This window comes from bacterium (assembly GCA_016703265.1).
GTDB lineage: Bacteria > Krumholzibacteriota > Krumholzibacteriia > LZORAL124-64-63 > LZORAL124-64-63 > CAINDZ01.
The window spans coordinates 574,095-598,487 of record JADJCK010000001.1 but is presented as its reverse complement, the minus strand read 5'-3'; the positions used below and the strand labels follow the sequence as shown (position 1 = coordinate 598,487).

27 protein-coding genes are annotated in these 24,393 nt (G+C 66.0%); 18 read left to right on the top strand and 9 right to left on the bottom strand.

Annotated elements, in window-relative coordinates; all coding sequences use genetic code 11:
• Window positions 1-65 precede the first annotated feature (65 nt).
• From rbfA to IPG61_02675, 9 genes are all read left to right on the top strand, one after another.
• Entirely contained in the window at window positions 66-1,502 is a 1,437-nt protein-coding gene (gene rbfA / locus IPG61_02715) for a 30S ribosome-binding factor RbfA (GenBank protein MBK6733003.1), read from the top strand.
• On the top strand, window positions 1,499-2,494 hold the full coding sequence (gene truB, locus IPG61_02710) for a tRNA pseudouridine(55) synthase TruB (protein ID MBK6733002.1): 996 nt from the start codon (window positions 1,499-1,501) through the stop codon (window positions 2,492-2,494). Before rbfA ends, truB begins: the two co-directional genes overlap by 4 nt.
• A complete protein-coding gene (locus IPG61_02705; protein MBK6733001.1) occupies window positions 2,485-3,570 on the top strand; it encodes a bifunctional riboflavin kinase/FMN adenylyltransferase in 1,086 nt (361 codons plus the stop codon). The genes truB and IPG61_02705 overlap by 10 nt, the downstream gene beginning before the upstream one ends.
• An 89-nt stretch (window positions 3,571-3,659) precedes the next feature.
• Window positions 3,660-4,079, top strand: a complete 420-nt coding sequence (locus IPG61_02700; GenBank protein ID MBK6733000.1) for a hypothetical protein — start codon at window positions 3,660-3,662, stop codon at window positions 4,077-4,079.
• A gap of 56 nt (window positions 4,080-4,135) precedes the next feature.
• Window positions 4,136-4,429, top strand: a complete 294-nt coding sequence (locus IPG61_02695) for a hypothetical protein (GenBank protein MBK6732999.1) — start codon at window positions 4,136-4,138, stop codon at window positions 4,427-4,429.
• Between the two features lie 18 nt (window positions 4,430-4,447).
• A complete protein-coding gene (locus IPG61_02690; GenBank protein ID MBK6732998.1) occupies window positions 4,448-4,846 on the top strand; it encodes a hypothetical protein in 399 nt (132 codons plus the stop codon).
• A gap of 14 nt (window positions 4,847-4,860) precedes the next feature.
• Entirely contained in the window at window positions 4,861-5,265 is a 405-nt protein-coding gene (locus IPG61_02685) for a VOC family protein (protein MBK6732997.1), read from the top strand.
• The gene (locus tag IPG61_02680; protein MBK6732996.1) at window positions 5,258-5,833 is read left to right on the top strand and encodes a hypothetical protein; all 576 of its coding nucleotides are present in this window, start codon (window positions 5,258-5,260) and stop codon (window positions 5,831-5,833) included. Before IPG61_02685 ends, IPG61_02680 begins: the two co-directional genes overlap by 8 nt.
• A gap of 599 nt (window positions 5,834-6,432) precedes the next feature.
• Window positions 6,433-7,512 (top strand): HNH endonuclease, encoded by a 1,080-nt coding sequence (locus IPG61_02675; GenBank protein ID MBK6732995.1) that lies wholly within the window; start codon window positions 6,433-6,435, stop codon window positions 7,510-7,512.
• On the opposite strand, the gene IPG61_02670 is transcribed toward IPG61_02675, so the two are convergent.
• The 3 genes from IPG61_02670 to IPG61_02660 all read right to left on the bottom strand — a co-directional run bounded on the left by IPG61_02670 (window position 7,509) and on the right by IPG61_02660 (window position 9,849).
• Window positions 7,509-8,393 carry a DUF4424 family protein gene (locus IPG61_02670; GenBank protein MBK6732994.1) on the bottom strand — a complete coding sequence of 295 codons (885 nt, stop codon included), beginning with the start codon at window positions 8,391-8,393 and terminating at the stop codon, window positions 7,509-7,511. The genes IPG61_02675 and IPG61_02670 overlap by 4 nt on opposite strands.
• Window positions 8,393-8,806, bottom strand: a complete 414-nt coding sequence (locus IPG61_02665; protein ID MBK6732993.1) for a TIGR03067 domain-containing protein — start codon at window positions 8,804-8,806, stop codon at window positions 8,393-8,395. The genes IPG61_02670 and IPG61_02665 overlap by 1 nt, the downstream gene beginning before the upstream one ends.
• Window positions 8,807-8,892: 86 nt before the next feature.
• Window positions 8,893-9,849: a Gfo/Idh/MocA family oxidoreductase gene (locus IPG61_02660; GenBank protein ID MBK6732992.1), complete on the bottom strand. Its 957-nt coding sequence runs from the start codon at window positions 9,847-9,849 to the stop codon at window positions 8,893-8,895.
• Between the two features lie 161 nt (window positions 9,850-10,010).
• Here IPG61_02660 and IPG61_02655 point away from each other — a divergent pair, with 161 nt between their 5' ends.
• From IPG61_02655 to IPG61_02635, 5 genes are all read left to right on the top strand, one after another.
• A complete protein-coding gene (locus tag IPG61_02655) occupies window positions 10,011-10,964 on the top strand; it encodes a PAS domain-containing protein (protein MBK6732991.1) in 954 nt (317 codons plus the stop codon).
• Complete coding sequence (locus IPG61_02650; protein MBK6732990.1) at window positions 10,964-11,869, top strand: alpha/beta fold hydrolase; 906 nt, start codon at window positions 10,964-10,966, stop codon at window positions 11,867-11,869. Before IPG61_02655 ends, IPG61_02650 begins: the two co-directional genes overlap by 1 nt.
• Window positions 11,797-12,471: an alpha/beta hydrolase gene (locus IPG61_02645; protein ID MBK6732989.1), complete on the top strand. Its 675-nt coding sequence runs from the start codon at window positions 11,797-11,799 to the stop codon at window positions 12,469-12,471. Before IPG61_02650 ends, IPG61_02645 begins: the two co-directional genes overlap by 73 nt.
• Window positions 12,472-12,479: 8 nt before the next feature.
• Complete coding sequence (locus tag IPG61_02640; protein ID MBK6732988.1) at window positions 12,480-12,734, top strand: hypothetical protein; 255 nt, start codon at window positions 12,480-12,482, stop codon at window positions 12,732-12,734.
• Window positions 12,735-12,884: 150 nt separating this feature from the next.
• A complete protein-coding gene (locus tag IPG61_02635) occupies window positions 12,885-15,308 on the top strand; it encodes an SLBB domain-containing protein (GenBank protein MBK6732987.1) in 2,424 nt (807 codons plus the stop codon).
• Between the two features lie 126 nt (window positions 15,309-15,434).
• On the opposite strand, the gene IPG61_02630 is transcribed toward IPG61_02635, so the two are convergent.
• The 6 genes from IPG61_02630 to IPG61_02605 all read right to left on the bottom strand — a co-directional run bounded on the left by IPG61_02630 (window position 15,435) and on the right by IPG61_02605 (window position 20,185).
• On the bottom strand, window positions 15,435-16,307 hold the full coding sequence (locus IPG61_02630; protein ID MBK6732986.1) for a glycosyltransferase: 873 nt from the start codon (window positions 16,305-16,307) through the stop codon (window positions 15,435-15,437).
• Entirely contained in the window at window positions 16,307-17,053 is a 747-nt protein-coding gene (locus IPG61_02625) for a hypothetical protein (GenBank protein MBK6732985.1), read from the bottom strand. The genes IPG61_02630 and IPG61_02625 overlap by 1 nt, the downstream gene beginning before the upstream one ends.
• Complete coding sequence (locus IPG61_02620) at window positions 16,942-17,514, bottom strand: hypothetical protein (GenBank protein ID MBK6732984.1); 573 nt, start codon at window positions 17,512-17,514, stop codon at window positions 16,942-16,944. The genes IPG61_02625 and IPG61_02620 overlap by 112 nt, the downstream gene beginning before the upstream one ends.
• A gap of 222 nt (window positions 17,515-17,736) precedes the next feature.
• Complete coding sequence (locus tag IPG61_02615) at window positions 17,737-18,216, bottom strand: hypothetical protein (GenBank protein ID MBK6732983.1); 480 nt, start codon at window positions 18,214-18,216, stop codon at window positions 17,737-17,739.
• Between the two features lie 106 nt (window positions 18,217-18,322).
• Window positions 18,323-19,216, bottom strand: a complete 894-nt coding sequence (locus IPG61_02610) for a hypothetical protein (protein MBK6732982.1) — start codon at window positions 19,214-19,216, stop codon at window positions 18,323-18,325.
• A 42-nt stretch (window positions 19,217-19,258) separates the two neighbouring features.
• On the bottom strand, window positions 19,259-20,185 hold the full coding sequence (locus tag IPG61_02605) for a hypothetical protein (protein ID MBK6732981.1): 927 nt from the start codon (window positions 20,183-20,185) through the stop codon (window positions 19,259-19,261).
• A 326-nt stretch (window positions 20,186-20,511) separates the two neighbouring features.
• On the opposite strand from IPG61_02605, the gene IPG61_02600 reads away from it, so the two are divergent.
• The 4 genes from IPG61_02600 (at window position 20,512) to IPG61_02585 (ending at window position 24,328) form a co-directional block, all read left to right on the top strand.
• Window positions 20,512-21,519 carry a glycosyltransferase family 2 protein gene (locus IPG61_02600; protein ID MBK6732980.1) on the top strand — a complete coding sequence of 336 codons (1,008 nt, stop codon included), beginning with the start codon at window positions 20,512-20,514 and terminating at the stop codon, window positions 21,517-21,519.
• 114 nt (window positions 21,520-21,633) lie between these two features.
• Window positions 21,634-22,356 (top strand): class I SAM-dependent methyltransferase, encoded by a 723-nt coding sequence (locus IPG61_02595; GenBank protein ID MBK6732979.1) that lies wholly within the window; start codon window positions 21,634-21,636, stop codon window positions 22,354-22,356.
• Between the two features lie 49 nt (window positions 22,357-22,405).
• Window positions 22,406-23,629: a serine/threonine protein kinase gene (locus IPG61_02590; protein ID MBK6732978.1), complete on the top strand. Its 1,224-nt coding sequence runs from the start codon at window positions 22,406-22,408 to the stop codon at window positions 23,627-23,629.
• Window positions 23,630-23,773: 144 nt separating this feature from the next.
• On the top strand, window positions 23,774-24,328 hold the full coding sequence (locus IPG61_02585; GenBank protein MBK6732977.1) for a hypothetical protein: 555 nt from the start codon (window positions 23,774-23,776) through the stop codon (window positions 24,326-24,328).
• Window positions 24,329-24,393: the final 65 nt, after the last annotated feature.

Below are 24,393 nucleotides of genomic sequence, written 5' to 3'. Positions count from 1 at the left end.
ACATGTAGCAGGCGCGGCCTGAATCCTGGCGTGTGACGGAGCGCTGACGGCGCGGGAGAAGTGACGTGGATCCTTACCGGACCAACAAGATGACGCACGCGATCCTCGAGGTGCTTTCGGATTTGCTGCAGCAGCAGGTCAAGGACCCGCGGGTGGGGTTCGTGACCCTTGGCGGCGTCAAGCTGAACCGCGACCACTCGGTGGCCGAGGTGTACTTCACGGTGATGGGCGAAGGGGCCGACCCGGCGCAGTCGCTGGAAGGGCTGAAGAAGGCGCGCGGGTTCCTGCAGTCGCGGCTGGGCAAGACGCTCGGCATGCGCTCGACGCCGGAGCTGCGGTTCATCTATGACGAGTCGCTCACGCGCAGCGAGGCCCTCGACGGCCTGCTCAATGAACTGAAGGGCAAGGGCGAGTTCCTCACCGAGGAGCAGAAGCGCCGCCGCCTGTGCCTGGACGACCTGACCCCGCCGGCCCACCTGCTGACGGCGCTGCGCCTGGCGCGCGTGGTCTGGGTGGTGCCGCACCACAATCCCGATCCCGACGCCATGGGCAGCGCCCTGGCCCTGGGCGAGGCCCTGGCGGCGATGGGCCGCGAGGTGCGCGTGCTGGGTTATCCCGACGCGCCGGTCGGCCTGGTCGACCTGCCCGGCTTCGGCGACCTGCTCAACAGCGACGACGCCCCGGCCGCGTTCACCGCCGCGCCGCCCGACACGGTGGTGCTGGTGGACTGCCACCGCATCGACCGCACGGGTCCGCTCGAGGAGACGCTGGCGCGCTGCGAAACGCGTCTGGCCATCGACCACCACCTGGTGAGCGGGCGCCGCGCGCCCGAGCCGGGCTGGATCGAGGCGCGTTCGTGCTCCACCTGCACGCTCATCCACCAGGTGGTGAGCGAGCTGGCCAAGGGCACCATCGATCCCGAGGCGCTTGAGGGCGAGGTCGACCCCGAAGACGACGCCCCGTTCGAGATGACCGTCAGCATGGCGACGAACATGTACGCCGGCCTGGTCAACGACACGGGCGGGTTCCGCTTCGACAACACGGCGCCGTTCAGCTTCGAGCTGGCGCGTCGCCTTTCGGCCATGGGCGTGGACACGGCGCTGGTGGCGGCGCAGACGCTGCACCGTTATCGCCGCGCAGGCATCGAGCTGATGCAGCGCGTGCTGGCCACGTCCCAGTGGTACGCCCAGGGCCGCATCCTGGCCCTGCATCCCACGCGGCAGATGCTGACCGAGACCGGCGGCTCGATGACCGACACCGAGGGCTTCGTCAACATCGCCACCGCGGTGGACGGCGTGCGCTTCGTCATCTTCCTGAAGGAGATCGGCGACGACCCCTGGCGCGCCTCGCTGCGCGTGCGCGGCGAGGGCGACGTGCAGCAGGTGGCCGCGCGGTACGGCGGCGGCGGGCATCGTGCCGCGGCCGGCTGCACCATCGAGGGCGAATTGAACGAAGTGGTCGACGACCTGGTCGCGCAGCTTGCGGCCATGCCCCGCGCATGAGCGCGGACCCGCGCCTGGGCGGGTTGCTGCTGGCCGACAAGCCGGCCGGCGTCACCTCGCGCGCGGTGGCCGCGAAGGCCCTCTACGAACTGACGCAGAGCTATCCGCACCTGCGCGCGCGTCGGCGTCGCGGCGCCGAGCCGGGCGATGCGCGCTTCCGCATCGGCCATGCCGGCACACTCGACCCGCTGGCCACGGGCCTGCTGATCCTGCTTCTGGGGCGCGCCTCGCGCCTGTCGCCTTACCTGCTCGGCCTGGACAAGACCTACCTGGCCACCGTGCGCCTGGGCTCGTCGACCGACACGCTCGACGCCGACGGCGCCGTGACCGGCACCGCCCCGCCGCCTGCCTCGCCGGCCGAGCTGGAGGCGGCGCTGCCCCTGTTCACCGGCCTCATCCAGCAGGTGCCGCCCATCTACAGCGCCATCAAGCGCGACGGCCGCAGCCTGCACATCGCCGCGCGCGCGGGCCTCGAGGTTGCCGAGCCGCCGGCGCGCCCGGTCACGATCCATCGGCTGGTCATCACCGGCGCGCGCTGGGACCTGCCGCAGCCGGAGCTGGACCTGGAGGTCTCGTGCTCGAGCGGCACGTACATCCGCTCGCTGGTGCGCGACCTGGCGCTGGCCACCGGTTCGCTGGGGCACCTGGCGGCGCTGCGGCGCGCCACGGTGGGCTCTTTTCATGTCGACGATGCGATGTCCGGTGTGATGGAATCGGGCGGCGAGGCGCTGGCTGCGCACATCATCGCGCCGTACGCGGCGCTGCCGCACCTGCCGTCGCTCCCGCTCACGGCCGAACAGGCGCGCTCGGTGCGCAACGGACGGCAGCCGACCGCCGACCTGTTCGCCGGCCTGCCGGCCGGCTGCGACATGGTGCAGCTGCGCACCGACGACGACCTGGTGGCGATCGCCGTCCCGGGCGCCGATGGTGTCTGGAAGCTGGACACGGTGATGCCGGCCGTGCCGGTGAAGGATGACCCGTCATGCGCATGATCCGCCTGAGCGAACAGTACGTGAGCGAACTGATCGACGGCCGCATCGGCCGCCGCGGCCCGCAGCTGCCGGGCAGTGCGCTGGCCATCGGCTCGTTCGACGGCCTGCACCGCGGCCACCAGGAACTGCTTCGCGGCGTGCTGTCCGCGCAGGAGCGACTGGGCCTGGGCGCCGCCGGCGTCTTCACGTTCACGCAGCATCCCCGGCAGACGCTCGACCCCGGCAGTGCGCCCTTCCTGCTCACCACCTGGCGCGAGAAGCTGGCGGTGCTGAAGGAACTGGGCTGCCCGGTGGTGATCGCGGCCGACTTCTGCCCGCAGCTGTCGCGCCTGGGTTATCGCGAGTTCGTCGGCCGCTTCCTGGTCGGCTACCTCGGCATGAAGCACCTGGTGGCGGGCCACGACGTGCACCTCGGCGCCGGCCGCGAAGGCAACGCGCAGACACTCGAAGCCCTCGGGCAGGAACTCGGCTTCTCGCTCGAGGTGTTCCCCGCCGTGAAGGCCGACGGCCAGGTGGTCAGCAGCTCCGCCATCCGCCGCGCCGTCACCGCCGGCGACATGAAGGTGGCCGCCGCCATGCTCGGCCGCCCGTACGCCCTGTGGGGCGAGGTCACGCCGGGCGATCGCCGCGGCCGTGAAATCGGTTACCCCACGGCCAACCTGGTGCCCCTCGACGCGCTGAAACTGCTGCCGCAGACCGGCGTCTACGCCGTGCGCGTGCAGGTGCCCGGCGACTGCGCCCCCGCCGGCGGTCCCGGCCAGCTGGCCCGCGTGACCGAGTCGCTGCCCGAGGTCGACCGCAACGGCGAACTGCTGAGCGCCGCCCCCGGCGACTGGGCCGTGTTCGGCGGCATGCTCAACTACGGCTTTGTTCCCACCTTCCACGGCGGCGGCCTGCCGCAGCCGCGCATCGAGGCCAACATCTTCGGCTTCGACGGCAACCTGCGCGGCCGCAACGTGAAGGTGGAGTGGATCGAACGACTGCGCGGCGAAGCGACGTTCGCGGGCGTGGACGCCCTGACCACGCAACTGGCGAAGGACGGGACTGCGGCGCGCAGGGTGCTGGGGTTGGCGTGATGGCGGATTCGGGCATCGACCATGAGGCCCCCCCCCCCCCCCCCCCCCCCCCCCCCCCCCGCCCCCCCCGCCGGCCCCGGAGCGCGATCGTGAAGCACGCCGCCGCCGCAAGGATCTGCCTGGCCTGCGCACTGGTCTCGGGCGTACCAGGCTGCGCGCGCTACGTCCCGGTCCGGTTGCCGGGCGCCATGCCCCGTGCGGACTCCCGGTCATCCGGCCTGGCGTGGGCTGCCGTCGGCGCCAATGCGCGTGCAGTGCTGGTCTCCGGTGAAACCGTTTCCGGTGAGATCACGGCCGTGACGGACAGTTCCGTAACCATCGGTCGGGTCGGGAACTACGGGCTTCAGGAATGGACGCTGACCGCAGCGGAGTTGTCGCGGCTTGAAGTCGAGGACCAGGGCGGCATCGCCTCGGTCGCGATCGGGGTCGTCGCTGTCACTGCGGTGATCGTTGTGGTAGCATTGGCGGTGCTGACGGCAAGATTGGACCGGTCCGAATCGGGAAGCTAGTCGCCGGGTGCCTCGGGTGGCGCTCGCCTGGCGCAGGTATGGCTCGAGGAGTGGTCATGTCATTATTCCGCAAACGATGCCCGTACTGTTCGCAGCCGCTCTCCTTCCGTAAGTTGTTCCTGTCCCAGCCGCACTCGTTGAATTGCCCGGCCTGCGGCGCGCGCATGGGGCTGGGGCCCTGGCCGTTGCGATTGTTCGGGTCGATAACGGGCACCCTGTTCTCCTGGACGCCGATCTACCTGGCCTTCCAGGATCACCGCTGGTGGTTTTTCGTGATCCCGGGACTTCTGTTCAATGGACTGTGGCAGTACGCGTTCTTGTGGCCGCGGCGGGTGCGTGGCGCCACCTGATCCATGGGAGGTCCGGGTATGCGAATCGCTCGACGACTGCTGAACGCCACCTTCATCTCGCTGGTAAACCTGGCCTCGGGCGTCATTGGGTTCTGGGCCTGGCATCTGTCCGGCTCTGCCAATCAGATCGCCGTCCAATGGCCCGTTGCGGTCGTGACGGGCACGGCCATCGTCGCGCTGTGGCTTGTGCTCCTGCCGCGCCTGCACAGGATGTCCTCGGGTACGGAGTACGTCGTCACGTTCCTGATCGCGTTTCCGCTCGGCGCCGCGATCTTCACTGCGGTCCACTACGTGATGACAGGGTATCTGACCTCGCTGGGCAACATCCTGGCGATGTGGGCGATTTTGATCCCGCAGGTCCTGATCGCGGGAGCGATCTGGGTCGCATCCCATGGCCGAAAGTTGAAACAGGCCTGAACAGGAGGACAACGATGGCCAGGATCACCGGTATCGGCGGCATCTTCTTCAAGAGCCAGGGCGACAGCGCCGCGCTGGCGACATGGTATCAAACTCATCTGGGCCTCAAGTTGGAAGACTTCGGCGGCGCCATCCTGAGGTGGCCCGAGGACAAGGCCGAGGACAAGGGCCTGACGGTGTGGTGCCTCGCGAAGCGGGACAGCCAGTGGTTCAGTCCCAGCCAGTCCTCGTTCATGGTGAACTACCGCGTCGACAACCTGGGCGAGATGCTGGAGCAGCTGAAGGCCGCCGGCGTGGAAGTGCTGCAGGGGCCGGAGTCGGCCGAGAACGGCAAGTTCGCCTGGATCATGGATCCGGACGGGAACAAGGTCGAGCTGTGGGAGCCGATGGCGTGGGATCCGAAGAACAAGGGTGCGTGAAGCCATGCCGGTGCATCGCGGACTGATTCATGTCCTGGTGCTGATGAGTTGCCTCTTGATCTGTGCCGTGCCAGGCCGGGCCACCCCTGAAGGCGAATGGCTGACGGTGGGGATCGGCCGCGGCAATGATGACTCGCGGGAGTCGAACGAACTGTTCGACGAAGCGGGCTTCCTGCTTGGCGGCAGCATCCTGCGCGATGCGCACATCTGGACCCTGCGCCATGCCCGGGTCGGGTTCGAACAGTCGAGCGGTGACGTGGCATTCCTCTATGAACGCGTCCTGTCGCGCCAACGCGTGCTGGTGTCGGTGGGGGCCGGCGTCGGCCTCCTGTATCGCGACCAGGGCGGCACGAGCTTCGAGCCGACCTGCTGTGTGTACGAGAGTGCCCCGGAAAAGCGAGTTCTTCGACAAGGCGGGCATCGCCTGGGCAGCCCAGGTGCTGACCGGTACCCGCGCAGCGGTGGGCTGGGGCCTGCAGGGCTTCGGGTCCGTATCGGGCGAGAGAAGTTTCTGGGGCGTGGCTTTGGTGGTGCAGATCGGTGGCAGGGAGGCCGGGCAGGGCGTTGACTGACGGGGGGCCGGCACTTGCGCCGGCGCAAGTTCCGGCGAACCTAGCTGCCGTCCGTTCCAAACGGCGATATCGTGTCAGGCGGATGGAGGCTCACCCCTTTTTGAAAGGCCACGAATGACAAGACTCAAAGTGACCGGTGGCCTCCTGGTCGGGTTCGGGACTGTGCTTGCGGGGGTCGCGACATTGGCCCTCTTCGGAGTCTTTCCGCTATCTGTCGATTTCTTCGGATTCAACATAGATACACGGGGCGAGCGTCTGGCCTGGATCGCATCCTGGGCAGGCGTGTCTGTCGTCGGGTTGTTTCTTCTCTATCTGGCTCGGACACGACGGCGGGGTCAATCCGACTAGCGAACTGGTGAGGTACTGCATTTCCGAAGCAGGCGGGCATGGCCTGCAGCCCCGAATGGACGCTTCTCGCCTCAACCGCATGATGCGGCAGACAAAGCTGTCCGACGCGCGCGCTCCCGGTTTCGACTGCGATATCGCGTTATCGAGACCGCGATAACACATGCAACTTATTTAACCACTTGCGGTTGCGAATTTTTCTGCTATACTGACTCCAACCTCCCGAACACCCAGCGAAAGGCGTCCCACGATGAACCGGACCATCGTCTTGCCGTCATTTGCTCCCGATCAGGCCGCCGAACAGGTCGATTCCGCGTTGCGCCAGGCCCTGGCTGCCTGCGACAGCGCGCGCGAGTGCGCCGTGCTGTGGTTCGCGGAGGTGCAGCGCCGGGCGCTGTATCGCGAACTGGGTCATGCCAGTCTCGAGCTGTATGCGACGCAGGCGCTCGGCTTCAGCCTGAACCGCTACTGGCAGTTCAAGCGGCTGGCCGATGACCTCGACCGCCTGCCCGTGCTGCGCGAAGCGGTGGCCACGGGCACGATAGGCTGGACGAAGGCGCAGCAGGTGGCCCGCGTGGCCACGACGCAGACGCAGGTCGCGTGGGTGGCCAAGGCGGCCACGACCGGGCGGCGCGAGCTGGCGCGCGAGGTGCAGGCGGCGCGCACTGCTGCCAGGCGGTCGGCGGATCCCGGCCAGCTGGAGATGCAGCCGGCACGCACACCGGAAGTGGCTCCGCCCGTGACGACGATCTCGCTGCGCGCCGACGCCCTGCAGCTGGCGCGGTTCGAGGCGCTGATCGAAAAGGCGCGCAAGCTGCGCGTGGCGGGGCCGGGCGTGGACCGCGTGGACCTGGTGCTGGCCGGGTTGGAGGCGCTGCTTTCAGCAGAGCCGGCCGGCGATGAGGCGAGCGAACAGACTCGGCCAAAGCACGGCCACTCGCCGGTGCAGGTCGTGGTGCATCAGTGCCCTGACTGCGCGGCCGCGACCGTCGTGACCGGACGCGGCGAGCGCCCACTTGCGCCGGCGCAAGTGGAAGCGCTGGCGTGTGACGCGCGCGTGCAGGAGCCGGGGCGTCCCAACCGGGCGACGATTCCGCCTTCGGTGCGGGCGGCGGTGCTGGCGCGCGATCGGCACCGGTGCGCCACGCCGGGCTGTCGGTCGACGATGTTTCTGGAAGTGCATCATGTGGTGTCGCGCCTGCGTGGCGGGTCGAACCGGGCGGATAATCTGGTCACGCTTTGCAGCCGGTGTCATGCGTTTGCGCATGAGCAGCGGGGGACTTGCGCCGGCGCATGTGCAGGCGACGCGGCGCCGGTGGGCGGGCTCTAGCGCCGCACCCTCGCCCTTCGCTCCGCGGTGATTTCCTCAACCATTCGGCGCAGCTCGGGTACGGTGTCGGGGAGGGCCGCGCGGATTTCAGCCAGGAACTCGGGCGTGCTGCCGTTCATGTATACGGATTCGCGGATTTCGCGGAGGGCATCGTCGGTGCCGTGCAAGTAGCGCCACGTGCCCAGGATGTGGTCGGCGTACAGGCGTGGGCTGCCCATCCCGATGTAGATGTCCCGCGTGGGTTCCAGGTTCGTCGCGCGCGAGTGATACTCGCCGTCGGTGTAGTCCCAGTTGGACGGGTAGCCAGGCTCCTTCAGGCGCAGGTCGCCGGGCTTGATGCGCAGCACGACGAGGCCGATGGGGCCGGCCCAAGTGGCGCCTGTCTTCAGCACGTAGTCGATAACGTGGCTGGACGAGGTGGTAACGGAATAGACATGGCGATACTCCGTGCGCAGCACGCGCGTCTGGCCGGGGGCGAAGGTGCAGGTCCAGACGTGGGCCTGGTTCCAGGAGCCTGCCGGCGCGGAGACGACGGGTCTTGCCTGCGGAATGATGGTCTCGCCGTCGACCATGATCAGCAGGTCGCGCAGGGCCGAGGCGCCGTCGCCGATGGTGCTGTCGTCCTGCGTGTCGGGCCAGTAGTCGGGAAAGCCGATGAGCAGCGTGTCGGCCGGTCCTTCGTTGACCACGACGAACAGGCAACTCACGTGGGCGAGCTCGGGGTCGGTGCAGTCGAAGACGACTTCCTCGGCGACCATGCGCACATGACTGGAACTCGACAGTTCGACGGCACCGCCGGCGCCGCGGAAGACGCCGTCGTCGGCGAGGGCGCCGGTTGCGGCCAGGATCGCGACCAGCACGATCTCCAGCCTGCTACGCACTACTTCCCCGCCCGCAGATAATCCGCCGAAAACTGCCGCGTCTTCGGCGTCGTCTTGTACACGAGCGGCCGATCCTTGCCGGCCAGGTCGTAGCAGATGCGCAGGGTGTCGCCGGCCATGACGTAGATGGCGGGGATCGTCTTGCCCTTGTTGGGGCCGCCGGTGCCGATGAAGTCGAGGATGCCGGCCGTGAGCTTGAAGCGTCCCGTGTCGACCTGGGGGCCCACCGTCACGGTGTAGCCGTCGCCGGCGAAGGTGACATTCATGGTCTCGAGCACCGCCGCCGGCACGGGCAGGCCGGCCATCTCGGCGCGCACGGGAATCCACTTGCCCTGCAGCGGGGAGTCGGCGCCGAACGTGGCGACGGGCGCGAGCAGGGCCAGCAGCAGGGGCACGAAGAGAATCCTGCGCATGTTGAACCTCCGTGGAGAAATGCACCTCGCCGAGATCACCTGGACAACGTGCTCAACAAACTTGCGCCGGCGCAACTCCGCCAGGCTCAACCCTGCGCCTGCCGCGCAATCGCCGCGCGCACCGCGGCGGCCACGGCGATGGCGTTGCGGCCGGCCGAGGCCGGCACCACGGGGGCGCAGTCGCCGCGAACGGCGGCCAAAAAAGCACTGATCTCCTCGAGCAGCGGGTCACACGCCTCGTGGCGCACGACCTGGGGCACGGGCGTCACGGGCAGCGAGCCGTCGGGGCCGCGCAACACGAGTACGTTCTCGCGGGTGGCGCAGTCGGCGGCCGCGTAGCCGCCGTCGCTGAAGACGCGCACTTTGCGCATGTCCTTCAGCGAGACGCGGCTGGCGGTGAGGTTGGCGGTGGCGCCGCCCTCGAATTCGAGGCGGGCGTTGGCGATGTCGACGTGGCTGGTGAGCACGGCGGTGCCCGAGGCGCGCACTTCGAGCACGGGGGCGTCGACCAGGTAGAGGGCGATGTCGATGTCGTGGATCATGAGGTCCATGACCACGTCGACGTCGGTGGCGCGGGCCTTGTAGCCGCCCAGGCGGTGCGACTCGACGAAGCGCGGGCGCGGCGCGTGCTCGCGCAGGAAGCGGATGGCCGGGTTGAACCGCTCCAGGAAGCCGGGCTGGAGGACGAGCCCGCGCGCGGCGGCCATTTCCTCGAGCTGGGAGGCCTGGCCGACGTCGCCGGTGACGGGCTTCTCGATCAGCACGTGGATGCCGCGCTCGAGCAGGCCGGCGGTGGCGGTGAAGTGGGCCTCGTTGGGCACCACCACCGAGGCGGCGTCGAGGCGGCCGGGCACCTCGGCCAGCAGGCGGCAGGCGCAGGGGGCGCCCGTCTCGGCGGCCACGGCGCGGGCCCGGTCGAGGTCCACGTCGACGATGGCGACCAGGTCGACGCCGGGCAGGGCGGCGTACTTCTGGGCGTGGAAGCGGCCCAGGTAGCCGGCGCCGACAACGGCGGCGCGCAGGGAGGCGGATGGTGTGTTCATGGCCGGAGGGTAGCGCGGGACGGCCCGCGGGGCCACTGGAAATGCGGTGGCAGAATGCCTCGGTTCGTTTATCATCCCGCGACTTGAGCCCGCTCATGGGGCCCGGCGGCTCGCCCGCTGCCGGGAGCCGGGGATGGGGGGCGGAACGAGAGGTACGCGCCTTGGCCTCACCTGAACAGAAACCGGTTTCACTGGCCGGCGACGAGAATTTCCGCGTCCTGGTCGAGACGATCGACGACATCATCGTGATCGGCGACCTGGAAGGACACATCCTCTACGCCAATCCGGCCACGACGGCCGTGCTCGGTTACTCGCCGCAGGAGCTGGCGGGGATGATGGTGCTGGACCTGAATGCGGCGTCGGTGCGCGAGGAGGCAGCGGTTATCCTGACGGAGATGTTCCAGGGCACGCGCCAGACCTGCCCGTTGCCGCTGCAGCACAAGGACGGCTCGCTGGTGCCGGCGGAGACGCGTGTGTGGATGGGGCGCTGGAACGGGGTCGACTGCATCTTCGGGCTGTGCAAGAACCTGACGAAGGAGCAGGAAGCGCTGCAGAAGTTCGACCGCTTCTTCCGCATGAACCCCGCCCTGATGGCCGTCAACCGCGAGCCCGATCGCACGTTCTTCGATGTGAACGACGCCTTCCTGCGCGCGCTCGGCTACACGGCCGACGAAGTGATCGGCCGTTCGGCCGCCGAAATGGGCCTGTTCGTCGATGCCGACCTGCATGAGGTGCTCGCGGCGGAACTGCTCAAGTCGGGCCGGTTCCGCGAGGTCGAGCTGAAGGTACGCGCGAAGGACGGGCGCATCGTCGAAGGCCTGTTTTCAGGCGACCTGATCCAGAGCCAGGGGCACACCTACTTCCTGACGGTGGCCATCGACATCACAGAGCGCCAGCAGACCGTGCGCGAACTGCGCGCCGCGCTGGCCGAGATCCGCGAGCTGCAGGGCATCCTGCCGATCTGCGCCGGCTGCAAGAAGATCCGCAACGACAGCGGCTACTGGGAACAGGTTGAGACCTATATCGAGCTCCACACGCGGGCGCAGTTCTCGCACGGCATGTGTCCCGACTGCATGGTCCGGCTGTATCCGGATTTCGGCCGGAAGGATTCCTGATGCGCCTGGGCCGGGCCGTTTCGCTCGCATTGCCGCTGGCGCTGGCCCTGGCTGTCGACGTCGCGCAGGCGGCCGGCCCGCCGCCGCGCGTGTGGGCCAACCTGGCGGCGCGCCGCGCCGCGCTCAGGCTGCCGCTGACCGAGTGCAATCCCGGCTGGGGCCAGGAGTCGATGCTCTGCGGCACGTTCGACGTGTACGAGAATCGCGCCCTTGGCAGCGGTCGGCGGCTGTCGCTGTGGGTGGTGGTGATTCCCTCGCTGGCGGAGCGTCCCGAGCCCGATCCCGTCTTCTACCTGGCCGGTGGTCCCGGCGGTTCGGCGAGCGGGGCCGCGTCGTGGTTCGCCACCGAGCTGCCGCTGCGCCTGAAGCGCGACATCGTGCTGGTGGACCTGCGGGGCATGGGCGGTTCGAACCCGCTGCTGTGCGACCTGGTGGGCGACCGCGACGTGCTGCAGAACCACCTGCGCGACATGTACCCGCCCGAGCTGGTGGACGAGTGCCGCCGCGAGCTGGAGCAGCGCGCCGACCTGACGCAGTACACGACCGCCAATGCCATGGCCGACCTGGACGATGTGCGCGCGTGGCTGGGCTACGAGCGCATCAACCTGCTGGCGCTCAGCTACGGGGGCCGCGCAGCCTACGCCTACGCGCGCGCGTATCCCGACCACGTGCGCGCCATCGCGATGCTGGGCCCGGCCGACCTCGAGGCGCGGCTGCCCCAGTACCACGCGCCCCTGGCCGAGAAGGCGTTCGCCGCGCTGTGCGCCGACTGCCGCGCCGACAGCACCTGCAATGCCGCCTACCCGGTTTCGAGGCGACGCTGCGCGGCCTGGTGGCGCGCCTGCGCGAAGCGCCGGCCGCGGTCACGTACCACCATCCCGACCGCGAGGAGCCCGAGCCGCTGACGGTGACGGCCGACGTGTTCGTCGAGGCGCTGCGGGCGGCGCTGTACGGCGAGTGGTCGCGGCGCGAGGTGCCCTGGATCGTGCAGCACGCCGCCGACGGCGACTTCGGCCCGTTCCTGGACCTGGCGCTGCCGCGCCACCCGGGCGAAGCGGGCGCCTTTGCCGAGGGCGCCTACCTGTCGTACTCGGGCGCCGAGGACGCGCCGTTCATCGACCCGCAGGAGGCCGCGCGCCTGGCGGCAGGAACGCTGCTGGGCGACTACCGCGTGGCGCAGCAGCAGCGCGCCGCCGCGCTCTGGCCGCGGGGCGAACTGCCGGCCGACTGGTTCGCGCCCGTGGTGGTCGAGGCGCCCACGCTCATCATCCAGGGCGCCGAGGACCCCGTCACCGGCATCCCGCACGTGGCCCGGCGGTTCGCGAACGTGCGCGAGGTGATCGTGCCGCATGGCGGCCATGTGTTCGACGGCCTGGTGGGCATCGAGTGCGTGGACAACCTGCTGGTGCGGTTCCTGGAGTCGGCCGACCCGGTGCGGCTCGAGACCGGCTGCGTGGGCGAGATGCGGCACCAGGGGTTCAAGGTGGGAGTCGAGAAGCGGGAGTAGGCTTGCTGATGGCAACCTGGAGACCGGACCGGGCCTTCTTCGCCAACCGCTGGACCCGCGTGGGCCTGGTGCTCATGGCCCTGGGCTGGACGCCGCTGTGGGGCATCGTGCTGCTGGCCAAGCTGGGCATCTGGCGCGACCCGAACCCCAATCCGGTGGGCCCGGGGATGTTGTTCTTCCTCACGGCGTGGCCGGCCGTGCTGTGTATCGTGGTGGGGGCGGAGAAGTCGCGGCGCGCGCAGGCGAAGCCGCCTGGGCGATAAGGACAATCATAATCCATTTCCCGGCCCCGACCCGACCTTGACCAATTCCTTCCGCCAAGCCACAATCCGGACAGCAACGCCCGCCCCGGGCCCCGGCGCCGTCTCCCGGCCCGGCCCAGTGGCGGCGTCCGGGCCAGGGAGGGCCCGCCCATGCGCCAATACCGCCTGTCTGCCCGCACGACTGTCACCGTGCTGGCCTTCTTCGTCGCCATCCTGGCCGCGGTCACGACCGTGGTGCCGGCCGTGGCGCAGAACGTCACGCCCGAAATGCTCGAGGAAGCCTCACGCCGCACGGGCCTGAGCAAGGAAGAGCTGATCCGGCAGTACACGAACCAGGCCGGCGGCCAGGCCGTGCAGCCGGGTGCCGTGCCGGGCGAGCCGGCCACGGTGGAGCCGGGCCGCACGTCGATGGAGGGCATCGACGACACGAACAGCGGCACGTTCTGGCGCGACACCGATGCCACCGTGGTGCTGCCGCTGTCGACGCTCGAGGCGCTGCAGAACGGCGGGCAGGCCGCGACCGATTCGCTGCTGGTGGGCGAGAACGCCACCTTCGGCGCGAACTTCTTCCATCTGGATGCCGGCGTGTTCCAGCCGCCCAGCTTCGGGCCGGTGCCTGCCGACTACCGGCTGGGCGTGGGCGATGAACTGGTGATCCACGCCTGGGGCGAGGTCGATTTCCAGCTGACGCGCGTGGTGGATCGCGACGGCACCATCATTTTGCCGCGTTCGGGCAAGGTCACCTGTGCGGGGCGCACGCTGGGCGAGACAGAGGCCTCGATCCGCGATCAGCTGGCGCGCAGCCATGCCAGTATTGACGGAGCACAGGCCGGCAGCGGCGGCGGCGCCACGCAGGTCGAGGTGACGTTGGGCCAGTTGCGGCCGATCCGCATTTACGTGATCGGCGAGGCCACGCGGCCGGGTTCGTACCAGCTCAGCTCGGCGTCGACGGTGCTGACGGCGCTGTACGCCGCGGGCGGGCCGGCGGAGACCGGCAGCTTCCGCGACATCCGCCTGATGCGCGGCAGCCAGACGGTGGCCACGCTGGACCTGTACGACTACCTGGTGCGCGGCGAGCGCAAGGGCGATCGCCTGCTGCAGGAAGGCGACACGGTCTTCATTCCCGATCGCCAGCGGCGCGTGCAGGTGACCGGGCCGGTGCGGCGGCCGATGTACTACGAGATGGTGGCGGGCGAGGACCTGATCGACCTGCTCGACTACGCCGGCGGACTCACGCCGCAGGCCGTGCCCGACCTGGTGCACATCCGCCGCGTGCTGGCGGCCGCCGACCGCAAGCCGGGCCAGCCCGACCACGTGTTCCTGGACGTGGCGCTGCAGGACGGCAAGCCCGCGCCGGGCAGCCCGGCCAGCACGCTGCTGGACGGCGACCATGTGGTGGTCGACTCCATCGGCGAGCGGCTGGACCGCTACGTGGATGTGCGCGGCAGCGTGAAGGTGCCGGGCCGCTACGAATTCCGCGAGGGCCAGACCGTGGCCGACCTGGTGGCGATGGCCGGCGGCCTGTGGCCCGACGCCATGACCGACAAGGCCGTGATCGACCGCACCAGCCCCAGCGGCGACCTGTTCTCGATCACGGTGCCGCTGGCCGGCACCATCGACGGCAGCCAGCCGCCGGTGCCCCTGCAGACGCGCGACATGCTGCACGTGTTCGCCCGCTGGGAGCTGCAGCAGCGCCCGCAGGTGTACATCACCGGCGAGGTGTACGAGCCCGTGTCGCCGCAGTGGCGCGAAGGGATGACCCTGCGCGAACTGGTGCTGAAGGCCGGCGGCCTGAAGGACAGCGCCAACCTGCTGCAGGCCGAGGTGTCGCGCCTGCTGACCGACGCCGTGATGAGCACCGACATCACGAAGCGCCCGGAGCAGACCGTCGAAGTGATCAACGTGCCCCTGGGCGCCGACTTCCTGGCGCGCGACGACGGCTTCATGCTGCTGCCCTACGACCGCGTGGCCATCCGCCGCCTGCCCTGGTGGGAAATGCAGCAGACGGTGATGATCCGCGGCGAGGTGTTCTTCCCCGGCCAGTTCAGCCTGGAACGCAAGGACGAGCGCCTGTCGATGCTGGTCAGCCGCGCCGGCGGCCTGCGCCCCGACGCGTACCTCGAGGGCGCGCGCGTGCAGCGCAAGCAGGACGGCGTGGGCAACGTGGCCATCGACCTGGCCAAGGCCCTGCGCGAGCCCGGCGGCGAACACGACATCATCCTGCAGGACGGCGACGAGGTGATCATCCCCGACCGCATGTTCACCGTGAAGGTGGTGGGCGAGGTGGGCTTCCCCACCAGCCTGGTCTGGGAAGAGGGCAAGAAGATCAACTGGTACGTGAACCGCGCCGGCGGCTTCCTGGAGAAGGCCGACAAGGGCAAGTCGCGCGTGGTGTGGCCCAACGGAATGTCGCTGCCGAACAAGGGCGGCTCGAAGGTGATCGCGGGCTCGACGATCATCGTGCCGCGGAAGGCGCCGCCGGAGGGGGAGAGCACGTTGTCGAAGTTGAAGGAGATCAGCGGGATTTTGGCGGGGTTGGCTACGGTTTGGTTGGTGATTGATCGGACTAATTAGCGGGGGTCAGCGGTCTCCCGCTATCGGCCTTCGTCGTACATCCGCAAGAGTTGTGCGGATTCGTGTTCCCACGAGTACGACCGCGCGACGGCGATTCGCCCATTTTTGCCCATCTGGGCCAGTCGGTCAGCGTCGGAAAGCAGCATCTCGATGGTATCGGCGATGCCCTTGATATCCAGGGGGATGAAGGATGGCCAGCCCGATGGTCGTGCCGGCGATGATCCTGTATCCGGCATCGGCCGGCTGGTACCCGTGAAGCCTCACGTTGGTGAGTTCCAGTTCCTCGATCAGCCGGACCATTTGGGCCTGCACTTCCTGGCTCGCATCACCAACACAGTCATGCGCAACGGCAACGCCACGCGACTGAAGTTCGCCCAGGACTTCCAGCGTGGTCAGGCAACCGCGGGACGGTGTGATGCTCCCGATGTAGCCGAGGCTGGGGGGGTGAGTGCACTGGCGATCGTACTGCGCCAGTGACGCAACGATCGGCATGTTGTGGAGCGTGATGAAATTCCGGATCCACGGGCGCGCGCCGCGGCAACTGTCCTCGGCGTAGACGACTTCCATGCCGCTCAGCAGCAGGCGTTCCATGACAGCCGCGGCAGCCGAGGCGGCTACGCGTAATGGTTTCGCGATCCAGTGCTTGGTCCGCAGCGATTTCGGCAGATCTTCATGCATGTCGAAAATCACACGGCGGCAGCGCATTCGGGCCCACGTGGCATGCAGGAGAAGTTCCGGATCATGCAGATGAAGGACATCCGGTCGAAGCGCGAGGGCGCGTGACAAAGCTTGCGCTCCGACAACGACCATTCTGTGCAACCGCGACGATCCTTGCTCGACATAGTGGATCCGGACACCATGAAGCTCCATGTCCTGTCCGACGTGGCCAGGAGCCACGAGATGGACCTCATGGCCGGCGGCGGCCAGCGTTGCACATTCCTTGTAGAGAATGCGCGTGTCGGTCGCCGGATGCACGGATGTGACATGGACAACGCGCATCAGTCGCTCTCCGGTCCGCGTGAAACAGGCGCCGTAGGCTTGAGGCTAGCCTGGTCCAGACGGTTGAGGATGTACCGCGCCAGAAGTGCGAAAATCACGCCGTTCGACAACAGGACGGTAGGCAGCGCCGTCGAATTCGTTAGCCAGAAGCCGAAAATGAGGAACGCATACGCCGCCAGATCGTACAAAGTCTTTTGTGACCTGAAGAACAATATCTGCGAGACCTGCATCAGGAATCCGAGCACCACGCCGCTAACCAGGACTCCTACAAAGCCGAAATCAGCCCACGCATTCCCGATGAAGGCTGCGTTGGCCAGGCCGGAGTCGATCCGCTCGGGGTAGATGTAGCGGTACACGTAGTTGGCCGAATCGAACGTTTCCCGGCCAAGGATTGCGGCCAGTTTGTCGACTGTCAGGCCGTTGAGGTAGCCGACCTGGTGGGGGAACACTTCGAAGTAGTAGTACAGCACGTAGGCCGGGATGTAGAACAAGCGGTTCAAGATGGCGCCAACGGCAGACCAGAAATTCACGCCCGTGCCGGATTGGGCCATCAGCACGACCGTAACGGGAAAGCTGAGGACGACTATCGGCATGGCCACGAGAGATGAAGTCTTGATCTCCCGACCTCGCATGATCAGAACGACCAGGAACATGATCGCGAAAATCGCCGCGACCGGTTGCTTGGCAATGGAAAGCGATGCGTAGATGATCCCAAGGCCGGCACCACGGTAGTCGCCAGATGCCATTTGGCCTGATGTGACCGGAGCGCACGTACTAGGGACAGCGTATTGATAAACGGCCATCCGAAAGTTCGGAGCACGTAGTAGAAATACCGCAATGGTGAATCCAGCAGCTTGAAGCTGTCTTCCCGCAGATCCCGAAGCAGCAGGTATTCGCCCGGTTGCTGGATCATCGCCAAAAGGGGAGGCGTGCCGGATTCGAGGAGATAAGCGACCGAAAGTGCTACAGCAGCGATTGCGCCAAATGCGAGCATCCGGCCGAACAAATCAGGACGCTGCAGTTGGGCGGGTTCGCGGGCAAAGGACTCGTCGGCCTCAGTCTCGGTCTGACGCCACGCCAAAGAAGCGAAAAGAACGCCAAGCGGAACCGTCAGCAGGGTGGCAGTAGCCGACCAGAAGAATGGACTCCGGGCGAAGTGCTCCGGGTCGGCGGCGATGACAGCACCGGGTGCGGCGATCATTGCCACATAGGTGACGAGCCAGACCAGGGGAATTGTCGGGCGGCGAACCGAAATGCCACAGCCGCACCAGGCAAGAATCTGCCGCCGATGATGGTCGCGACGACCATCAGCCCGACACGGAACCCATGGGGTCCCCACAAGGAACCCACCGCAAGGGGAACGACGATGGCGATGCCCATTCGCGCCCATGACATGAGCGCTGCAGGATTGGCTCTTGTGAGATACTGCTCACGCACTGGAGGGCATCCTCTTCTTGAGGGCGACAATCCATCGGCTGCGTGAGCGGTAGAGAATGGTCAGATACAGGGCCCCGGTCGCAATTGTTGCGGTCAATTTGAGCGCGGTGCCGTCACCCGGTATACGCTGATTCCGGGCCAGCAATTCGATGGCCAGCACGGGTCCGACGACCAGCACGGTCCCGCCGATTGCAAACAGGATCTCGCTGCGTGTTAGGCTCAGGGTTCCACGACGCCAAACAAAATAGAACGACTGGGCGCCAAGTGTGGCCATCGCAAGCGTAGTTGTAGCGGCATAGTACTCCACCGCCAGATCGGATCGGAGCGCGACGAGAAGCGCAACAGCCTGCAGTAGAAGTGCCGTGAGAATGGACACCGTGTTGAGTGCCCTTACTTCGGTTGCGTCGAGGACCGATCGCAGCGCCACATAGGCAACGTACGGGAACAGGCCGATGCTGTAGATCTGCATCACCGTCACAGCCGGCGAATACAGGCTTCCAAGCCAGGCTGCAATGATCTCGCGTGCAAACAGCGGCACAATGAGGGCAAGAGGAAGTCCGACCTGGACGAGAAGAGGGTCATCTGGAGACGCGCTCGCGAATCTCCGTCGTACGACCTTCAGACAGGAGTGAGGACAGCTTCGGCAGCAGCAGCAGCGATAGGGCTGTTGCGCCGCCTTCAGAGACGGCAAATATCGATTGTCCTGCGCCCAGATAGCCGGACTGGGTGAGCCCCAGTCGAAAGGCGGCTACCAGGGGCGCCAGTGCCAGGATTGCTGTCAGGCCCAGACTGCCGGGAATGCGTGGCAGGCAGTAACGTGCGAGTTCCGCAATCTGCACGCGCAATCGGTTCGCCGAGATACCGGGGCGGGGGCGGACAAGATTGATGACGACAGCGATGGGAAGGGCGTAGGCGAGCGCAATGACGATGAGCAGGCTCCCGATCGGCTTCCGTCCGGCGAGCATCAACGTCGCGGCGAGCGGAACCAGGGCCACACACATCAGTTGCCAGATGTTGGCCTTTCGCATCTCGCCGGTGCCGCGGTACCAGGAGTAGGCAAGGGTGAAAATGAGATTCGCGAATAGAAATACCACAAGGGGATGTGCAATGGCCGCGATCTTGTGGACTTCGGAGGACAACTGCGACTTGAAATGCGGCGCCAGCATGAGCAACAAGCCAGCAACCGTGGTGCCTAACAGTCCGAGGATGGCAGCGCTTGTGGCGAGGGACCTGTCGTGGGGCTTGGACATGGCGACCGCGCGCGTCAACCCGACGCCGATCATGAACGTCGCAATCGGCACGAAGAACGCGCCAACTCGCCGAAAGAGCACATAGACGCCCAGGTCTTCGGGACCGAATTTCGTGGCGATGACACGGGTGATCAACAAGAGGCTGATCGTAATAAGGATCGAAGTCGCAACGGTAGCTGCGAAGTCATTGAGGAATGGTGAAAGTCTCCTGGTGCGCCCCAAAATCTGCTCCGTCCGGGCCCGCTGGCCTTTCCTGCTGCTTGGTCAGCGGCCCCAGATCCTGACGCCTTGAGCGAACAAGAGCAGGTAGCCCGCGACGAGCGACCCGGCGAGAGCGAGCGCCGCCATGCGCGCCCGACGAGGCCCGGCGGGGATAACGGGCGCCGAGGCCTGCTCGAGCACGCTGATGGTGCTGGTGTTGCGACGTTCGTCGATCCGCTGGATTTCGAGCTGCCGCTGCAACTCCGTGTATAGCGCGGCCTGCAGGGAGACGTTGCGCATGAGTCGGGATTCTTCGAGCTGCAACGACGCCGACGCGCGAATCATCTGATTCGAGGCGCGGAATGATTCAAGCCGCGATTCTGCATCGGCAAGTGCCTGCGATACATCGGTTAGTCGACCCTCGATGAACTGCCGTTGGTCGGTGGCCGTGGTGTTGATCTGCAGGCGATTGAATTCGTTCAGGGATTGAGACAGTTGGTTGGCGATCACGGCCGCGGCCACCGGGTCCTTCATCGTCACCTGAATGCTGAGGACCTTAGTCTTACGATCGGTGACGACGCTGACAGCATTCAGCATCAGTTTCTTGATGGTCTTCTCGGTACGGAGCTCGGGTTTCGGCTCGTCGATCCCAAGAAGCTCGGCAACGGAGACGGAGTCGCCGCTCGCCAGGGGCACATTACGGGTGGCCACCGGCAGCAGGAGACGCCTGCTCTTGATGATCGCCGGGAACTGCTCATACCCGGATGAGCCGCCACCCAGACTCAGGCCGAATGAGCTCGCAACACCGGCCAGGTCGCCCAGGCCGCCGCTGGCCAGCCGATCGTGCTGGGGAAGGAGCTTGGCTGTTGCCGTATACTGGTCCGGTTGCAGCCAGAGCCAGACTACCGCCGGCACGAACAGCACGGCGGTCACCACAATGGCGTGCCGCAGATGTGACCTTACGTAGTCATGTGCTGCTGTAAGTTCCATGGATCCCTCTGGAAAGGCTGACGGACTGACCGGGGTCTATTCGGCCAAGGATCGGCCAAATACACGGCTGCAGCGGACGTTAGCTTATAGCACAGGGTGACGCAAAGTGTCCAAATCTGATGTTGCGACACTTGAAAGCCGGGCCGGCGCCGAATGGGGTAGTTGTCAACCGGGCCCATTGATGGCAGATTGGCCCATTCCGGTTCCGCTTGGCCGGTCGTCCCCGTACGAGGCCAGGCTCTTTGCACCCAACTGGAGTGACCGTGGCGTATCAAGGACATGCCTCCGGAAGCAGGCCGCCTGGCCAAGGTAGCCCTCCGGGGACTCTGCCCTCCGCCACCATCATCGTCCCCTGCCGCAATGAGATCGGCCACATCCGGTCCTTCCTGGCCGACCTCCAGCGCCAAACCGCGCAGGTGTCCGGCCTGGAGATCATCATCGCCGACGGCATGAGCGATGACGGCACCCGCGAGGTCCTTGCCGGCTGCAGCGCCACGCTCCCCGGCCTGAGGGTGATCGACAATCCCCGCCGGCACGTCTCCCCGGGCCTCAACGCCGCGATCATGGCTGCCCGTGGCGAGTACATCATCCGCATGGACGTGCACACCCGATACGCGGACGACTACTGTCGGCAGTGTCTCGAAGTCGCCGTGGAGACCGGGGCCGCGAACGTCGGCGGCGCCGCACGCACCGAACCGGTCGGATACATGGCTTCAGTCATTGCGGCGGCTTATGGATCCCCGTTCGCCGTCGGCGGCGCGCGGTTCCATTTCGCCGAGTACGAGGGCGAGGTGGATACCGTCACCTACGGGTGCTGGCCCCGCGCCACCTTGATCCAGGTCGGGATGTTCGACGAGCATTTCGTCCGCAACCAGGACGACGAACTCAACTTCCGCATCAAGAAGGCAGGCCTGGTGATCTGGCAGTCTGCGCGCATACGATCGTGGTATCGCCCGCGCGGCAGCCTGACGCAGTTGTTCCGGCAGTACTACCAGTATGGATTCTGGAAGGTCGCGGTCATTCGCAAGCACGGTGGCGCGGCGTCCTGGCGGCACTACGTGCCAGCGGCATTCGTCGGTTCAGGGATTGTCCTGCTGCCGGCGGCTGCTCTCTACCGACCGCTGATCTGGCTCTTCGGCGCCTGGCTCTCGGCGTACCTGTCGTTCGTGGCCGTTGGCAGCCTGGTCACTGCCAGGAGCCGGGGCAGGAACCTGCTGCCGATGCTGCCGGCGGCGTTCTTCGCCTTCCACTGGGGATACGGACTGGGGTTCCTGCGCGGATTGCTTTCCCGCGCGGGCACGGTCACCAAGGGCGTCACGGACCTTTCCCGCTGACAGCCGCAGTGCCAATCGAGACTGGTCAGGATTCGCCGCTCGACCTACCATCCGGTCGGGAACGGCGGGGCAACTTCGGCGGAGTTCGTTGGGAGACGTTGGAATGAGGCGCCAATGACGACAAACCAACCTGGCGTCCCCGACGAGGCTGAGCGTATCCGCGAAGCCTACGCCAAGCGCGAGAACCGCGGCCGGTACTCGTTCTTCAACAAGGCGTATCTCCTGGCTCTGCAGGAAGTCGAGCGCGAGCTGCTGTTCCTGATGGGCCGCGCCCTGGATCGCGCCGGTTCACAAGACCTGTCGCAAACGCGCGCCCTCGACGTCGGCTGCGGCGGCGGCTACTGGCTGCGCCGCATGATCGACTGGGGCGTGGATCCGGCCAACGCACACGGCCTGGACCTGCTGCCCGACCGCGTCGAACGCGCCCTCACCCGCCTGCCCGCCGCCTGCGACATCCGCCAGGCCGACGCCCGTGCGATCCCCTGGCCCGACGGCCATTTCGGCCTGGTCTCGCAGTTCGTGATGTTCTCGTCCGTGCTTTCGCGCGAGGTGCGCGCCGCGATCGCCAGTGAGATGCTGCGCGTGGCGGCACCTGGCGGCCTAATTCTCTGGTATGATTTCCATGTCGACAACCCCCGCAACCCCGACGTAAAGGGCGTGCGTATGGGGGAGGTGCGCCGGTTGTTCCCGGGGGCCGAGATCGAGGCGCGGCGGGTGACGGTGGCGCCGCCGTTGGCGCGGGTGTTGTTGCCGCGGTTTGCGGTGGTGTACAATCTGGTCAGGTTGGTGCCGGGGGTTAGGACGCATTGGGTGGCGGTGATTCGGAAGGGTGCATAGGGAGTTCTGGTCAATTGAGTGTTAGGCGACAAGTCCAAGGAGCTTGCCTGTGGCGAAAGCCCGTGAATTTCGTAGTGCCTTTGGGACATACACCGTTGCCTCGTTGATTGGCGAGGGCGGTTCCGGTCGAGTATTCGCGGTCTCGGATGAGAACGGCGGGCGCTGGGCACTTAAGACTCTGAAGCCCGAGTCATTGAACAGTCAGCGGCTGAGACGGTTCAAGAACGAAATCCACTTTTGCCAGAAGACCCGTCATCAGAACGTTATCTCAGTGTATGATTACGGCACGGCAACCGACGGCGAGGTTACGGTCCCGTTCTATGTCATGCCCTTGTACGAGCGAACTCTTCGGTCAGAAATGCCGTCAGATGATCCGGTTGAAGGGCTCAAGGTATTTGCGCAAATCTTGGATGGCGTTGAGGCCGCTCACCTTCAGGGGGTATGGCACCGAGATCTGAAACCGGAAAACGTACTCGTGGGCGATACAGTTGTCGTCGCGGACTTCGGCATAGCACATTTCGCTGAACCGCTTCTTCGCACTATAGTCAACACGCACGACAAAGAACGCCTGGCGAACTTCGTTTACGCCGCGCCGGAGCAGCGACAGCAGCAAGTTGTGGACCACCGCGCCGACTTGTTTTCATTAGGGCTTATGTTGAATGAGCTGTTTACGGGTGAAATTCCGCACGGCACGAACTACCGCACGATCGGCAGGGCACATCCGAGTCATGCGTTTCTCGACGACATTGTTGAGCGGTTGATCTCGCAAGATCCCGGAGAGCGATATCAATCGATTGAAGAGCTGAAGCGGGAGATTTCTTCGCGAGGAACCGAATATCTCGCGGCTCAGGAACTGCGGGCTGCCGAGCAACAGGTCGTGGCGAAGTACACTCCGGATGAGATACCGGAGCTCTCAATCATCGACGTCGATATTGAGCGCGGGCATCTCATTCTGACGTTGAATGCCGAGCCGCCCGCTGATTGGATTCAGTTCTTTAGACAGGGTCTATATAGCCACAGGTCACTTCATGGGAATGGTCCTGGCACTTTCGAATTCAATAGAAATTTCGCAATCGCCCAACGCGTAGACAACAGCAACGCTCAGGGCGTGATAGACACATTCAAGAGTTGGATTCCAATTGTAACGAGTATGGTGAATGAACAAAGGATAAGGGAAGCACAAGGGCGGGAGCGAGCTGCGCAAGAGAGAATCCAGAAGGAGATTCGAGAGCGGCGCGAGAGGCTCGAGACACTAAAGAAGCTGAAATTCTAGGCGACGAGAGTTGATGGCCCAGTTGCCTAACCAGAGATTGCAGCAGACGAAGCCGCCTGTCACGTCGCCTGCTTGCGCAGGCGCCGCGCCAGCCGTCTTCGCTGCTGAAGCAAGGTATTAGGTGTACGATATGGGGGTGCAAGGATGAGTTTGGCGCTGGGCATAGTAGTAGGTGCCTTCTTCTCTTGGCTATTTACGTATCTCTATTACAGGAAGTCCAGTGCAGAGCAAAGGCATGACCTAGCGCAGATGGCCGACCAATTGAAACCGCGCAACACCCTTGACGATTTTGAGAAGCTCCTGGAAGAAGGGGTGTGGGAAGAAGCGCAGATCGACAACAAGGACGTCTGGGTCTGCCGGGCGGACAACACATTTCAAATCCATTTCGGTGACTGTTCGGAGGCCTATGCCGAAAGATGGACCACGGTGTACCCCGATCCAACGGGTCGCGCCTGTCCTGTCTACCTGAAGATCGGTGGAGTAACCATCAAGGAGCTGACCTTCGTGTACATGGATGGATTCCGAATATTTGTTCCAATGACAGGAGTGAGGCCGACAACTGGAGCGCCAGGCGCGATCGAGTTCTTCTGGAACACAGGCAGTCTTGAGGTGAAGGTGTGCCGCATCGTCGGCCACTACTACATCTACGAGTCTCTGGAGGGCATCGCGAAGATGTCAAACATTGCCATCATCTCCTGAATTGCGAGAATGTCGGCAAAGGTGTGTATGCAATTGAATCGGCACGCTGCGACGCCTAACCTGAG